This is a genomic window from Citrobacter amalonaticus, assembly GCF_018323885.1.
Classification (GTDB): Bacteria; Pseudomonadota; Gammaproteobacteria; order Enterobacterales; family Enterobacteriaceae; genus Citrobacter_A; species Citrobacter_A amalonaticus.
The window spans coordinates 109,468-125,776 of sequence record NZ_AP024587.1 but is presented as its reverse complement, the minus strand read 5'-3'; the positions used below and the strand labels follow the sequence as shown (position 1 = coordinate 125,776).

The window sequence follows — 16,309 nt, the reverse complement described above, 5'->3', positions numbered from 1 at the left end:
GACGGCCTGTACTTATGGCGGCCGGGTGTTGTTTTCTATGGTGCATGCGTTATAATCCTTCACAGGCAACGCGCCTGCTTTTGGACCCCCTGATATCTGACTCTTCCGCCAAGTTGATGACAGATTTCGGGGGGTTTGTGCATTCAGGCTCCGGGAAATCCCGTCACCTGCTCCTGAACGTTTTACTGGACACGTCCTGTCCCTGTTTTTTTTCGGAAGTCCGCATTTCTTCCGTAAATCCATCTTCTGCCACCCGCCTGCCTCACCACAAAGCAGTCAAACTATCAGTTTGAGTTAGGTCACAAAAGTAATCTGAATCAACAATCTGTCCCACCACAAGACGATCGCTGACGATCCGAATACTACCCGTTCGTTATCGATTTTTCCAGATGTTAGACCAGATAACCGTTCATAGTTTGCATGCTAATTGTCCATAAAGGACTTTAACCGGGAGCGCTCGCCGCAGTATCAGGCCAGCAGGCCTGATCGAGGAAGCGCAGGAGAACGGAATGGAAAGATGGCATTTACGCGCGGAACATGAAGAACAGTCTCTGGCGGGAGACATTCCTCGGACTGAGGATCATTGCTCCCGGGTGGCTTTCCGGATTGCGGCCTGAAGCCTGTCAGCAGTAACGGCTTCCGGAAAGACAGTAATGGTATCCGGTGTGGCTCCGGTTACGGGCATCACGATAATGCCCGGCGTTCCGGTGAGTCCCAGCGCCTCCGCCAGATTGCTGTTTTTCTCAAGGAACGCGGTATTATCGCCCGGCGCTGGCGTTGTCAGTCCGGCTTTTGACGCTGCCTCCCGTATGTCTTCCGTCGTGAGTTTGCCCTCATTGTGGCCGGTTGCGTAGACAGCATTGTGGTAAGTCACATAGGCCTGCGGCCCTTTCTTTTTCCAGACTGTCAGCCCCTGTTGAGCCGCCTGAAGTGAAGCTTCCCAGCGCCCGCTAAATATTGGCCACTCCTTGAAGACGTATCTGACGTCCGGCTGCGCTTTCATAACCTTTTCCAGCTCTGGTGCGAAGCGGCTGCAGAACACGCACTGGTAATCAAAGAATTCAATCACTGCGACCTTCGCATTTTCAGGCCCAAAAGCCGGTGTATCCGGATCATGCAGAAGGCCCGACTGATTCTCCATGACGCTGAGTGCAAACATCTTCTGCTTACGGATCTGCTGCTGTTCCTGCAGCTTATTACTGACCGTCACCAGAATCTCCGGGTGGGACACCAGATAGTCTGCAGCGATTTCGCCGATACGTGCCTCCTGCTCCGGGCTGAATATAGGCTGAGGTGCTGAAGCGTGTGATGTTGAACTAAAACTAATGAATGTTGTAACTATTAATGCTGCTAATTTGTTTGCTTTCATTGCCTGATTCTCATGGTTATAAGGGGAATTAACGTTCTTTCTGAATGGTACGGGTAAGGGTCTGCTCTTCACGCTCCGGCATGCGGCCGCGTTCAGTATTTTCTGCCGCCCTGAGCATGTCGCGTTCAGTATTTGCCAGGTCTGCAATCACACGCGATGCCCGCGACAGTTCACCGGATGTTTTATCAGCACCTGCCAGCACACTCCTGACTTCTGCAGCGGCTTTTATTTCCTGTCCATCGGTGTGTTCTTCACCTCTTACCTTAGCGATCACATCAGCAGCCGGGTTGAGTGGTTCCGGTTTACGCGGGTTAATCTCTTCCGGTTTCAGTCTGATCACCTCTTCCTGCGGAACTTCCGCCAGCAACGACTCCGGCGGCCTGCTCCGCCCGGCTTCTTCATTGCGAACCTGGTCTGCCAGCATTTGCTCACGCAGCTGCTGTACGCTCTGCTCGTCCGTCAGCGCGGAGACAATACCCGGTGACACATCCTGTTTTGACCCACCGCTCACCTTAAGCAACCATGCTGAGGGCGGTTCATCGCCGGTCTGCCAGACTACGCCATCTTTTGGGTGATTTCGTACAGCATCGAGCGCGGCCGTCAGGTCGCTGGCCACAATCGTGTTACCGGACTTGCTCCGCTGCAACACCGCGCCACGGGCACGTTCTGTCATGATCATTCGGGTTTCCCCCTGCGTCATCCGTCCTTCCGGACTTGAGACCAGGGAGACCAGGGCCAGCCCCGCACTCCTGCCATTGTTGTCATACATCGGCAGTGCCATCGCCGGTTCGGGAAAGCGCCGGGTGGCCGGTATGATTTTTGCCGTCAGTGACGCGTCCTGCATGCCCTGATGGCGCACCCAGGCACGGCCGATGGCCGTTTTATTCACCGGCTGCCCCATTGCCCAGATGGCTTTCGCCTGTTTACGCTGCGTTTCGGGGGCCAGCGCATCGTGCGCCGTTTTGATATCACGTTCCGGCGCTTTTATCGCCTTAACCCAGTCCGCTTTCCCGTCGGTGTAAATCTGGACGTGCTCCTTCACACGTGAGGTTGAAATGTAGAAGGCGCGACGTGAAGCGAGCGCCTTACGCCCACCTTCCGTGCCCTCAAGCGCAATGACATAATCGCTACTGGCACCCTGAGCACCGTACCCGGTGACGGCCCAGCCGTAGTCGATATGCTGCTGCGCCCGGACGTTCTCAGGATTGATGATGACGCGACCGTTCTCCCCCTTCAGACGGATATTCCCCGCCTCGCTTACTGACTCCACCGTATAGCGCTGGTTGGCCATCTGACCCTGTTCGCGATCTGTCGCCGTGAACTTAAGCTGATCGCCGGTGCGGACTTCCATTTCGCTGCGGCGAAACAGCTGCACGTCGCCGGTGATCAATTCCTTAGGGGAATACAGGCCAATCTTCCCCTCTTCATCACGTACTGTCACCGTTCTGCCGTTACGGTCAACGGCCAGCACATCCTGGTAGCGGTCACCGCGTTTAACCACCATTCCCGGCTGCCACGCCTCTGTTTTGTTGAACTCATGGCGGGTATGGGTGATTTTATCGAGCACAGGCACCTTAATGGCTTTCTCCCCCAGTTCTCCCCGTGCAGTAAGCGCGGCATGAATGCCGGCATTTATCGCCTTACGGTCGGCGTTCAGTTGCGCAATGATTAGCGTACGGGACCGTGCCTCCGGTGTCCGGTCCGTCCAGTCAGCCACGATGTCGTTTACGGGCGTCTCCGTTTCTTGAATGGCACTCACGGGGAGCGTGGCTGCAGCGCTACGTGCCACACGGTCAGCCGGCTGGGTTTCAATGCGCTGCAGGGCTGCATCGATCCGGTTATCAATGATGTCGTGAACGGCACCGCGCAACTGCAGGTCCTTCTGGCGGACGATTTGCTTCATGATGGCCACATCCATCGGGCTGCGCTCCTGCATCAGCTTAAACGGTGCGCCCACGTCGACTGATTCAAACTGGTCGATATCCCCCATCGAGACTGCGCGACCGCCGCCGCTGGCAATGGCCTGGAACAGTGCCGCCGTATCCTGGTTGCCCGCCATTGAGGACTCATCGATAAGAAACACCTGCCCTTTATAGTCGGGCTTCCCTCCTGCTGCCGTCGCCTGGTCATGCTCAACGATAAAGGATTTGATAGTCTGCGCCTGGACACCGACGTCGCTCATCTCTTTTACCGCTTGGTGGGTCGGAGCTAGCCCCGTCATAACTGGGCGAACGTCCGCCGGTAAGGTCTCCAGTGCAGATATCACCGCCTTCAACTGCGTGGTTTTCCCCACGCCGGCATAGCCCTGAATCCCGATAAACTGGTCCGTGGTACCCAGTACCAGGGTGGTCGATTTTTTCTGGCCATCGGTCATGCCGTTCAGCACGGCCTCTGGTACCTGTTCCAGCAACGGCTGCTGCGTGCCTTTTCCTTCCTCCACCACGCGTAGAATGGCTTTCTCCATCTCCCAGGTGGCCCGGGAGACCAGCACCGGTTCTCCACCTGCAGACACGGACAGTAGCTCGCCGTTTTTTACCATCAGCCCGATTTCATTCCCGATGGCCTCAAGGTCGGGATGATATTTTTGCGCTTCCGTCGCCAGCTTAAGTTCGCTGATCACCACGGTGCGCTGATCGTTGATTGCTCGCCAGACGGCCAGTCCCGCGTCCGTCCGGACGCTGTCATGCAGTGAACCAACCGCCTTACTGACGTCCTGGTGGCCACTCAGGTTCCTGACCAACTGCACGGGCGATGTATTTGTCTTCATGCGCTGCAGACGGGCTTCAGCACGGTCCTGCACTTCGGCGGTGAACACTTCCGCCCGGTGGCCACTCTGTGCCAGCGAGTTCATGGTCTGGGACGATATGTCGCGGCTGTTAAGCGCTGCCAGCACCACGCCGGTGTCGTTATCCCGTCCGCCCGGAGCAGTCACGTAAGCATGTGACAGATAGAGCGGCTGGTCTTTTGGTAGTGTAAGGGTGTCTTTCCCCCGCTTCACCTCAATTCCCTTTTCACTTATCCCTGTCACCTCAAGACGATCTTTGGCCTTCAGACTGTGTTCGCGGTCCCCCGCCACGGCCAGCAGTTTTTCGCCGGTGGCCACACTGAGGGTTTCACGGCTGAAGAGACGCCAGTCTGCACTGATATCCCCGATTTTCATCCTGGCCAGCACGCCGTCACCATCAATTAGCGAGAGTACTCGCGTGTCCTCGTGCACCCGATCAATCACATACGACTTACGCGCTTTTGCATCCGTGCGATCTTCAAGCACCATGCCGGGACGGTATGAACCGGGCATGCGGCGAGTTTTGCTGTCGAGCCAGACCGGCTGCCGTGCCTCTATCTCCACGCCGTCACGCCCCAACTGCCCTGAGTTCTGCAGCGCCTCACGCACCAGACCCGTCATCTGTGCCTGTTCACGCCTGCCAACCACGACGGCGGTGACGTTTTCATTGCCTCCGCTCAGCTCTGCGAACCTGTTGGCCAGCGCCTCGTAGCGGTCGCGTTTGTTAGGAATACTGACCACTTCAGCCTCAAGCCCGGGTGCCGGCTCTGTACGACGGGAGCGGGGAACCCCCGCAGACTCCAGCACGGACATGGCATTACCGTTCGCCTGACGCCCGGCGCTGTCGAGAAAGACCAGCTGTGCATCCTGTGCACGCGCTTCGCCCAGCAGAACCAATGTCTCCTTTAATCCCAGACGCTCTGCCCCTTCGATTATCAGCGTGCTCTGGGGTTTCAGGTGGAAATCACCGCTCAGAACGTGCTGACGGCTGATAATCCGCTCCCGCAGATCATCGGATTTAGCCAGCGAAATGGCGCGCTCGGCAGAGCTGGCTAGCACCAGCACGTCACGACCATTCGCGCTGGAAATACCGGCCAGTTGCTCGGTCAGGTCACGGATGCCCACCACACCTGACGGGGCATTCATCAGAACCAGGGCGTCTTTCTCCACAACTTCCAGTGCCGCCGACGCGTACTGCGCCGGACGGGTGAAACTGACGACTTTGGTGGATTTGAGATGATCCTGACTCAGCGCCTGGATCGAGAGTTCATCCAGCAGGTGAATACGGGAGGTGAACACCCCTTTCTCACTGTCCAGCGGCACAATCATGCCGTCCCTCAGAGCCGCATCGATAGCCACACGAATATCCTGAATCTCAGGCAGCCGTTCGCTCAATTCAGCCGTGGTCAGCATCAGATCGCCAAATGTGAAGCGTGTTTTACTGTCACTTAACTGCGAGATGGCCAGACGTACTGCCTCAGCCAGTTCAGGGCGGGGTATTTCAGTGTCCGGCTGCGCTGCGGGAAAGTTCATGGTCGCCGGTGTTTTTCCGGGTCCGGTCTGAGCTGGCTGACTCAGCGTATCAGTCTGCTGTGCTACAGGCTGACGGGACAGGTTCTCCCGTTCTGCGGGTTGTGCAGGTGTGTCGACATTCTTTTCTGTCCGGGACTGCGCCTGCGGAGAAGCCTGTTCAGGCTCGGTACGAACCGGTGTCGCCTGATGGTCTCGCTCCGACTGAGGCGGTGTCTCACGAAGACCTGGATCACGCGGCACTACGCTCTCCTGATACGCTTTCAGGTCAAATCCCTTTTCCTTCATTTGTCCCAGCCAGCGCTCCATCAGGCGCATACGCGAAGGGTCGACTTTCGCCCTGCGGGTGTCTTTCGCGGCCACATCCCGGCTGCGCAGTGTGGCCTCAGCCCCCACGGCCCCCTGAATTTCCCGGCCCCGTGAGGAATATTCGTCCCTGACTTCTTCTGGAACGCCCCTGATCTCCCACATGCCATGCTTGCCAACTTCCTCCACTTCATGGCCGAGCGCCTCAACCCGCTCGCGCAGCGCGCTGCGATAGATTTTCCCGAGCGTGACCTGGTGCTTCATGACGGTCTCGATAAAGCCGGCATTATGAATATAGTCTGTGGCCAGGGCTTTCCATTTGCCCGCATACTCTGTCATGTTGGCAATCAGCAGATGGGTGTGCAACTGCGGGTCAAGATTGCGCGAAGTATCATGCGTGTAGGCGGCTGCCACCATCTTGCCGGTGTGTACGATGGACGTGACGCCGTCGTTCGTGTCGCGGGCCGAGATGAGCTTCTCCACATAGCCGGCCGCCACGCGGACGGCATGGTTATGCGCTTCCACCATTTCTTTATCGTTACCGATTAAGGCCAGTATTGAGACGCTTTTGGGCGCTGAGAACGTAAGGTCATGGCCGGGGCGGTGGACGTGCTGGCCATTAACCTCCTTGCCCAGCCTTGAGCCGTCCGGCAGGCGACCCTCGAGCACGGCCGTCAAATCATCGGCACGGACATTTCCCTCAAGACCCAGCTCTTTTGCACCTTCCCCCATCCACAGGCTCTGCAGGCTGCCCAGAAAATAGTAGTTATCGGAATTGCTGTAGTAGCCTGCAGCCTCGCCGGCTGACGCTACTGGGGCGACTGACATCATAGTTCTGGCTCTCTGTCGTAATAGTGTTGGTCGTTTTCGTCGTAACCCGGGTCGTCTGCCTGGCGGTGAAGTAAAATGTTCTCTTCTTCCTTCGCCATCTGCCGGGAAGTCCGGTGTACCTCATCCGGAGCTTGCGGTACCTCGGACTTCCCGGCCGCCGTCAGACTCAGGCCGCCGTCAGGCAGTACAGTCACCTTCATGTCCAGGTTCATTGATTCGCCCGCACTGTCGCTGGTCTGATCTTCTTCACCACCTGAGTTGGCTCCGGTGTTGAGCCGCCGTTTCAACATCCCCAGTGCGCCGGCTGCAGGTGGTTCAGCGGTTTCCTCCATCTGGGTTCTACTCCTGATTTTTTGCAGCGCTGCAGGAATTTCCGGATTAAGGGACGCGGTATCTCTTTGAAGATTGACTGAAGCAGGAAAAGACCGAAGTGAAACGAAGTTGTCTTTTTTGTCTACGGTGGCAGGGTCTGTCATCGGGCAGTGATTTTCAGTCACGACTGGCTCTATTCGCGATGTGACTGGCTCCCTGGCTGGTACCGGCTTCAGCTCAGGCGATGCATTGCGCGACGGTTTATATGTTTCCACTGGAGTACGAGCCACCTTTTCGACAGCTGATGTTGCCGGCGAACTGGGCCTCCCTGATGAAGAAACCGGAGTAGTACCGTCAGTTGCAGAAGATGTCTCGTTACCCTTCTCCATCACTTCGTCACCGGTCGGGAAGGTCAGTCCTGCTGCTGCCGCTGCACGCTCATTCTCCTGAATAACTTTCTCTAGCTCCGGACTGAGCGCATCGCGGATGTTGCGCTCTATCAGGCCAGCCTGACGCTTCTTCGGTGCGCGATATTTAAGCTTCAGACGGATGACCGGATACTCACCCGGGAGGCGCACATAAAAATTGAGGTTTGGCAGACGCATGATTTGCTCGTAGTCGACAATAGGGTTATTCACCTCGTCCTTGCCGAGTGACACACCGTCACGCACCTGGTCCAGACCATAGCTGTTCTGCTCACGAATTTTGCGCTTACGTTGGTTGCCCAGCTCCTCTTCCACCACTTTGGCCATCTCGGCGCTCGGCGAACGTCCGTACATACGGGTGTTCATCAGGTCGAAAATACTTTTGGCCAGTTCGCGACCGTAGACATGAACCAGCTGCGCCATGTTCTGCATCCCCAGCACGAAACAGCCGCCAAACTTGCGCCCTTCTGCCAGCGTCTCTGCCAGCTCCGGGATACGCTGCAGGCTGGGTGCTTCATCGATAATGAACCATACACGACGGTCGCTGTTCTCACCCATGCTCTGCAGCATCAGCGTGGCCAGAGATACCCACAGCGAGATCAACGGGCGTACACTCTTGCGGTGACGGGCCTGGGTTGAAATGAACAGCCAACTGCTGTCATAGCGTTCCTGCGTCATCCACTCCCGGATGGTAAACTGTGGCTTCGTTCCGTTATCCAGCCCCTGCAGATAGCGGAGGGCTTTGGCGTAGTTGGTCACCACAGAGCGAATGGAAATTGCCGTTTTCTCGATCTTCTCCTCAACCAGGTTGGCTGAGGGCGTGTTGGCCAGATAGTCGCGCAGATTTTTCATGCTGAGGGACAGCAAGGTTTTGAGGAACTTCTCAATGCTGCGTTCCGGATCGGTCGACATACGAATTGCTAGGTCGGCATAAATGGTACGCGAGCTGGATACCCAGAACGGGTCGGAATCCCCTTCAACCGGGATGAGGCTGGCGGCAAGGTTGTCGTAATCGACCGCGTCGACGCACTCCCCCCACATCTGCCAGTTGGCGCAGCGCTCGTCGTGTGCGTTAAGGATGAAATCGGTAGACGGATTGTAGTGGGTTTCGGTAAAGGTACAGCCGGAGTCGTAGATGATGGCTCGATCACCACGCTTGCGTATGTAGTCGAGTAGCCAGCGTATAAGCGTCGACTTCCCTACCCCGATAGTGCCGTGCATCAGAAAGTTAAGTACCTCCGCCATCCTGACCATATGCAGATCGCCAACACGCAGGTCGGAGATCTCATCGTTTTTCCGCAGCAGCTTATTCACTTCCGCTGGCTTGTCGGTCAGTTGCATGCCGGAAATGTATTCGTCTTCACTCTCCTTCCGACCGATATCAGCGATAAACCAGGTAATGGCAATAAACACCACCATACTGAACAACCCGCTGGCACTAGCCGCCCACTGCAACTCACTCAGGCAAAGGTTGCCCATTGCCTGCATGTACGCATCAGCGTATATCTGCGGCAGGGTCATTTTGAGCACCATCATTGTTGCGGTTGGCGCATACCAGTAGTGGACGTCGTAGATTTTTGGAGTACCTGTTGCTGGCATCAGCTCTATAAAACTGCTGTTTAGGCTGGCGAACCACCATAGGAAGCCGTTATCAAGGGCTTCCTGAGGAATGCGCCAGAGAAAAATGGCGGTAGTCAACACGGCGAACAGGATGAAGATCCAGAATCCTATCCAGTTGTTTACCTGAATGAACATGCGCCAGCGGTAGGCGGTCATCTGCCCGCCCTGGGTGAGATTTTTTCCTGCGAAGCTCATAGAATTTTGTCCGGCCGTTATCGCATCACCGCTACGGTGATGGAGTTATCAGAAAGGAAAAGTTGAAAATGGTTTTGTAAAAGGTAGGGCTACAAGTAGGAAAACTTCCGGCTTATTCAAGCTGGCTCAATCATACTTTGCCAGTAAGACAGCGCAGCGCGTATAAGACTGCGTCACTAGTTTTAAGAAGAAACCCACAGAACCAGGCGCAGAACAGACCTCCTGTGAGGCAGATCATGAAGGTTGTAAGCGGGAGAAGTGCATCCCATTGGGAAAACCCACTGTATTTCAACGCATTCAGGTACGAGAAGAACATTGAATGTGACAATTGATACTTAATAATGTCAGGGCCGTACATTTCCAGGAGCAGGATTGTCGAGGCCAGTGTGATTGCGGCATAAGCCATAGCGGACAAAGTAGTCCGTGTGATATGTGGTTTCATAATAATTGACCTTTGGTTGTTAATAATACAGCGCTCGCCGCAGGCAGGACTGCACTAAGTGCAGTCCTGCGAGGAAGCGAAATTTCAGGAGACTGACAGAAAGCACTGACGCACCCTGCCAGGAAGGAGCATGGTGAATATCAGTCTGAGAGGGACGACGGCCGTGACGGGCACCACAGCCGCCGGGTATTACATGATTCCGGCGATAGATTTAGCCAGCTGAGCTTCCAGGACAGGTTTCGCCTCTTCGAACTTGAGGTTTACCTTGTTGGCATTGGATACCACACGGGTCTGGTATTTGGCGCGGTTACCCTGTTCTGAGCTGGTCTGCAGCTTGACACCTGAGGTCCCCTGCTTCAGGGCAGCGATATTGTCAGTCGTGACGGCCGCCTTGCTGCGCTCGGAAATTTGCAGATCGGTCACCATCGTGTAGTTCACGTCTTCAACCATTGCATCTGCAGCCATACCAATCAGGCCGGTGGCCAGACCCACACCCAGGGTAGCGCCCGCTGAGGTTGAGTTGTAGGCCGTGATTCCAGCGCCGAGGGCGGCCCCCATTGCGGCACCTTCATAACCCGTCTGAAGGAAGCCCTGGGATTCTCGCAGGTCCATCTTTTGCGCCTTCAGCACATTCGCCTGCACCCAGTAATAGGCATCATCCGGAGAGTTCGTCACACGGTAGCCTTTGGCCGTAATTGCTTTGGTAATTTCGGACTGCAGGCCGGACATATCCTGGTCTGAAGTATTGCGGATTTGCAGATATACGGTGCGTTCTGAAGACGGCTCCAGCCAAATAGTTTCACTCATCTGGGTTTTGACTTCGAGATTCCGCTTTTTGACGGCCGTAGACATGGCCCCACAACCAGAAAGGACCAAAGTAGATGCGACTAAACCAACTACAGCTAATTGTTTTAATTTCATGAATTCATCCTGTACATAGAAAAACGTCCCCGTTAGCGAGATATAGCTAACAGAGACGTTATCGGCTGATTTGATGGGAAATTTAGTTTAGATAGGTGGTTGGAGTTGTATTACTACAATAATTAAGGGGGCAATCGCCCCCTTTTTCTCAGTATCCCCGGTCAGGGTCATACGTATTTGAAGGCTCGTTGAAATTTGTTCCCCAACTGTTTCCGTGTATATCCAGGCCAGAGATGCCACCAACCATCGGCATTCCTGACGAAGGATTTATAGCAATCCCTTGATTGATATCCGTGACACTCGAAATGAAATTAACAGGGATAACTGTTGAATTTGAATCAAGCCCTGAATACTGGCTCGATGAAAACTCAGCCAACGCCGCTCCCTTGCCAAACATAGTTGTTCGATATCCAGCAGCCTCAGCATCCGAGAGTCTATATGCTTTACTCCCGCGTACTTCATAGATACTACCAGTATCTTTATCTTTCAATAAGTTAAACCCCTTCCTTCCTGCCGCAAACAACACAGCGGAAAGAACCATAACTACAGACATCGACAGATATAGATAAATTGAATTTTCCCAAAGGGAATATAAGCATATTAACTGAGCTGATATTGATGCAAACAAGCGTAGGAAGAGAGATGTGGTTGAAACTCCGACCCCACTTTTATCCGCTTTTTTAAGAAGATAAAACAGAGGCAAGGATATCAACGTACCTAACGCGTACATACCTGCTAACGCAATCCAATCTTCATTGTAATATCCGTTATGGTTAGGCATTACATCATGAAAGAGTGGTAAAACAGCATATAAACTAAAAACAGGAATGTACGAAATTCTACATAGCTTAGCCTTTAGCATTTATCCTCCTAGCCGGTTCTTTTCCTCAATTCCAGCAACTGCTCTTCGAGTTTCCTTTTTTCAGCACTATCTATAACTGGCATCTGCTGGTCAATCTCGGCTTCTTTTCGTTGAATATTGAATTTACCGGTTGCATTTAAATCTTCTCCTTTCAGGATATCACTGGATGCCTGAACAGTGGATTCTTTTTTGTCAATTTCTCCAGCAGATTCGTTGATTTTATGCTCGTTTGCAGATCTTTGTTCCGCAACTCTCCGTTGTATGTCATTTTGCGGGCCAAAGCCCTGGCCAGACTGTTCATGCAGTTTAGTCTGATTTTCTTTGTATGTTTCCTGCATAGCATCGCTACGTACTTTTTCGCCATCAATATTAATGCCTGAACGGCCAGGAATAACTTCTCTATCCTGCCCATGTTCAGCAACCTGAGTCGTTCCGGAAGTGTGGACATTCCCAACACCATTCGAGCTATAAGCACCATTATTACCAGATAAGCCTGACACCTGCTGACCGGCATGAGCTGGTTGAACAATATGCTCTCCACTGAATGCTGCGTGCTCATTACCGCTGGTAAGGTCTGAACGCCCCTGCTGATAGTCACGCATGATCTCAGGTTTGAGACGCTCATTTACGAATTCCATCGCCGCTTCGCGCGCCGACGGTGCACTTGTCAACATGGACTGAGCCTTATCACCGTATTTATTAGCCGCCCAGTCCACGAATTCCTGCGTATAGTTTGTGTCGAGGCTTGCGCTCTGGTTCTGCGCTACTGTGGCCATACGGCTGAATTCATCACTCTGCGTCGAACTGGTGGTGTACTGGTGATACTGACTTTGTGCATCATTAAGCGTTGCGGCCAGCTGCTGAACATTGCTGCTTGCAGCATTCTCAGTATGATTCGCGCCATCAGTGATACGGTTGCTTTTAACCATATCCATGCCCTGACGGAAATCATTAACTGCCTGGCTATTCTGGTCATGACGCATATCTTGCGAATGGGTGTCTGAGTTCTGAATTCCTCTTGAACTGCCCGTCGAATGTCGCAAATCGCTTGAAATATTTCCTTCAGCGCCAACTTTTACAACACCTAAATTGAGACCACCTCCAGCAGTTGTTTTAACCCCTGCAGATACAGAGCCCTGATTACTGATATCCATCAGTTTGTTATAGGCTTCCTGCGTCGAGATGTTGTTCGCTTTCGCATAGCTTTCAGCGGCAGACAACATCATGCTAGCACCGCGTGTCGCATTAGTGGCCAGACTGTTTTCACTCCCATTAATCAGGCTGTCGCTAGTACCGGTCTGATTAGATATCTGAGAGAGCTGCGACCAGCCACTGGTGACACTATGGTTGTAACCATCGAGAGCAGTCTCCGCTTGAACCTGCGACTGACGGGCAGACTCCTGGAATCCGCTGCTGGCCAGCTGGCTGAGCCGCATGTTCACCGGCAGGTTCGACATGGCGCCCGCTCCGTCGATAACCGTATGCCCACCTGCGGTCATGGTCTGCGTCGAGCCGTTATCCGCCTGCCATGTCTGCTGCCCCTGACGCTGCACCAGGTTGGTGTCCAGCTTGTTCTGGTTAACGTTGTCCATTGACATGTTGTTGAACGACCAGTTGCCGTCGGCCGTGGTCGCCGCCACACCGGCAGAGCCGAACGCCGTAGAACTGAGCACGCTACCTGCCACTTGCGAACCGATGGCCGCTGCACCTTTGGTCAGGAAGAACGCCAGCACCGGAATGGACAGTGCCAGGTACCCGGCCAGATTGGCCACATCCGAATGTTGCAGCGCCACCAAGTCAGCATTGGCCAGCACCAGGGCTGTTCCGCCCGTCTTCGTCTGCAGCCAGAAGTTTGAGGCGTAGTTCAGAATGGAGAACATCACCGGCCACATCTGGAAGTAGATAAATCCGCCCACATATATTTTCAGAGTATTAAGGCCGAACAGGCTGTGGTTGCTGGCTGCCAGCGCAATCATCAGAGGGAACAGGCAGACCAGAATCAGCATCAACAGTGACTGTGCAAAGGGCAGCGTTCGGGTCGCCAGGACATTACCAGCCGCCCAACTGAGACGCTGTTTTGTCGATGCATTTTCGGTGGCCAGATTAAGCAGGTTAGCGGTATCCGACGACCGCGCCGCAAACCCCTTCACGCCCTGACGCACCGCGCTGTTGGTGATGTTGTTCTTCATTATTTGCGCCGCACTCATACCGCCTGCGTAGAAATAGCCGTAGCTCTCGCTCATGGCATTTGCCAGCAGGCTCGCGCCGTTCACGCGGGTACCGAAAATCTTGCGGGTCAGCATGGTGAAGGTAGCACTGGTGATATTGGCTTCCGTGTTAGCCAATAACCGGATTTGCGTGGCCGCATCGCGACAGGTCAGGAACTCGCGAGTGGAGGATGTCGTTTTGAAGATACCCCGTAGCGGACTCGGCTGACTAGTGATAAGACTCAGTGGGTCAGTCGAGTTGAGCAGCTCGTTCACCGTGTATTTGTGGTTCAGCAAAATGTCGCCAATCACACAGTTTTCCACGTAGTCAGGCAGCATCTGCGCCAGCTCCGGGTTCTGCGTGGTAAAATCGCTGGTCTCCGCCACAATTTGCGACCCGAACAGCATCCCGGTTTTGCTGTAGGTAACGGAGTCCGGCCGGGCCATCAGCGTATCGTAGAGCGTGGACATCTTAAATCCAACACTGGTAGACAAGGAGGCGATGGCCGCGAGGCCCACCGGCACGTTGTCCGTTTTCCACACCGCCGCCGGATCGGAGATATCTATAATTTGCACAGAACGCTTCGGGACCAGCAGAACGGTGGTGATCAGCATAAAAATAGCCAGCCACTGAACAAACACCATCGGGTTACGTTGCTTAATGAAGGTTAGCAGTACCGCCAACACCGCGAAGATGCCGACCATGCGCATCAGGGTGCTAAAGGTATTGCTTCCAATCAGGGTGACAACAGCGTCAAATACCGTCTTCCACATCCCCCCGCCATAAATCGTGTATATCTCAAGCATCAGCGATCACCCCAATGGTAGTTGCTCTGGTACGAGCCTGAAACGATGGTGGATACCTGCTGCTGCAGGTACTGCATATTGCGGTCAATACCGTCGAGTGCGTTCTGGTCGGCAGCAGACTGCAGCTTCATGTCGGCCAGAAGCCCCTGGGCATGGATAACGTTGTCGCGAAGTTTCGCCGCAGCTTCTTCCGGGAAGTTCTTGCCCGCGAGCGACAGGCTTGCCTGCTTCACCAGCTCCGACAGGTACTGGATCATCAGGTCTTGGGCGATGAAGTCGCTGACCTGCAGCAGGTAGGTGGCGCTCATACCCATGCTCTGGGCGTTGGTCAGGTATTTCAGCACCGGCACCGACGTGGTGTTCACAAAGCCCTTCTCTTCATCGGTCAGCGGCTTGTCATCAACCAGCTTGTTCTGCATCGAGAGCATCAGGTTTTTCACCTTTGTGACCAGGGCCGTGGACTCGGTTATCGACAGGTTGGTCACGACCGGCGCCAGGCACAGCGAAGCTTCATCGCAACCGTAGACCTTAGCCGTACCGCCGCGCATCAGCACCTTGATAAGGTCACGGTTATCAACCAGTGGAGTCAGGATAGTTACATCCCCGTTCTTGTTGAAAATGATGGAGCCAACGGTACTCATCACCAGTTCCTTCAGGGCACGGTCGCCGGAGAGCATGCCGTTCTTGCTGAGCGTGTCCCAGATAAGATTCTTGTTCTTCAGCACCTGGTCCTTTTCGGCATCGCTGGCCTTTGCAGTCACCGCGTCGCCCTTGCCGCCCACGGTGCAGCCCTGGCGGGAGGCTGCCCAGTCGGCAAACATATTGGTCTCACCGGCAATGTCCTGGCAGATTTTCTGCTGAGACACCTGCGTCACCGGCCACAGCCCGCCGATAATGCCTTGCGCGGCCTGACAGGAGCTCATATTCATGGAGTTCACGTCACTGGCCAGCTTCTGCAGAAAATCCTTCGCCTGCTTCAGCTCCGGGACCATCGTCTGCAGCGCCAGGTCGAAGGCATAACCCGCCGCGTTGCTCATGATTTGCTTCACAAAGCGCTGAATTTCTTCCCCGCTGATCATACTGAAAGCGCCCAGGTAAGAATCAATACCGCCGCAGCCTGCATTCAGGGAGGGTAACTGCATTGAAATAAGCTGCACGTTTTTGACCGGGTTACGCAGGTAAACCGACCCGCCGGAGAAGTAACCCGCTGCCTGTCCCTGCCAGGCCTGCGCCTGTGAGACGTTGCCGCTATAGCCGAGGCTGCCGAAAAAGCCATTGAGGTCGCCATTCACGTCAGCCTGCGTCGGCAGCGCGGCCAGCCCCGACAAGAAAATAGTTGCGGCTGCCAAAAGTGACTTAACCATGCCTGACCTCCTTAAGGGGATGTGCTTTCAGCGCTATGCGCAGAGCGTAATGCCCGGCCGTAGCAAGCATGAAACCCGCGCTCAGTGAGATGAAGAGCAGCACCGGCAGATCCTGTAGAAAGGTAGTCAGATCAGGTCGGGACATAGCCCGGACAATCCGGGCCGCAAGGAAACCATAGAATGCCGCAGACGCGAGCAGCGTGACGCTGAACAGCAGCCACACACGCTCGGTACGCGATAACGCATACGAGTATGTAGTCATGTTGTAGTCCGGTGGTATTACATAAGGGTGTGTCAGAAGAAGGATACTGACGCTGTCTGAAGTGGCCTCTG

At 54.5% G+C, this 16,309-nt stretch carries 8 protein-coding genes; all 8 read right to left on the bottom strand.

The window, feature by feature from the left end:
- Window positions 1-580: 580 nt before the first annotated feature.
- The gene (locus KI228_RS23940) at window positions 581-1,369 is read right to left on the bottom strand and encodes a DsbA family protein (RefSeq protein WP_141227211.1); all 789 of its coding nucleotides are present in this window, start codon (window positions 1,367-1,369) and stop codon (window positions 581-583) included.
- A 28-nt stretch (window positions 1,370-1,397) separates the two neighbouring features.
- A complete protein-coding gene (gene traI / locus KI228_RS23935) occupies window positions 1,398-6,821 on the bottom strand; it encodes a conjugative transfer relaxase/helicase TraI (RefSeq protein ID WP_212807621.1) in 5,424 nt (1,807 codons plus the stop codon).
- Complete coding sequence (gene traD / locus KI228_RS23930) at window positions 6,818-9,373, bottom strand: type IV conjugative transfer system coupling protein TraD (RefSeq protein ID WP_212807619.1); 2,556 nt, start codon at window positions 9,371-9,373, stop codon at window positions 6,818-6,820. The genes traI and traD overlap by 4 nt, the downstream gene beginning before the upstream one ends.
- 631 nt (window positions 9,374-10,004) lie before the next feature.
- Window positions 10,005-10,736: a conjugal transfer complement resistance protein TraT gene (gene traT, locus KI228_RS23925; RefSeq protein WP_141227209.1), complete on the bottom strand. Its 732-nt coding sequence runs from the start codon at window positions 10,734-10,736 to the stop codon at window positions 10,005-10,007.
- Between the two features lie 148 nt (window positions 10,737-10,884).
- Complete coding sequence (locus KI228_RS23920) at window positions 10,885-11,598, bottom strand: hypothetical protein (protein WP_141227208.1); 714 nt, start codon at window positions 11,596-11,598, stop codon at window positions 10,885-10,887.
- 8 nt (window positions 11,599-11,606) lie between these two features.
- A complete protein-coding gene (traG, locus tag KI228_RS23915; protein ID WP_141227207.1) occupies window positions 11,607-14,612 on the bottom strand; it encodes a conjugal transfer mating-pair stabilization protein TraG in 3,006 nt (1,001 codons plus the stop codon).
- Complete coding sequence (gene traH / locus KI228_RS23910; protein WP_141227206.1) at window positions 14,612-15,976, bottom strand: conjugal transfer pilus assembly protein TraH; 1,365 nt, start codon at window positions 15,974-15,976, stop codon at window positions 14,612-14,614. Before traH ends, traG begins: the two co-directional genes overlap by 1 nt.
- Window positions 15,969-16,238: a hypothetical protein gene (locus tag KI228_RS23905; RefSeq protein WP_141227205.1), complete on the bottom strand. Its 270-nt coding sequence runs from the start codon at window positions 16,236-16,238 to the stop codon at window positions 15,969-15,971. Before KI228_RS23905 ends, traH begins: the two co-directional genes overlap by 8 nt.
- Window positions 16,239-16,309: the final 71 nt, after the last annotated feature.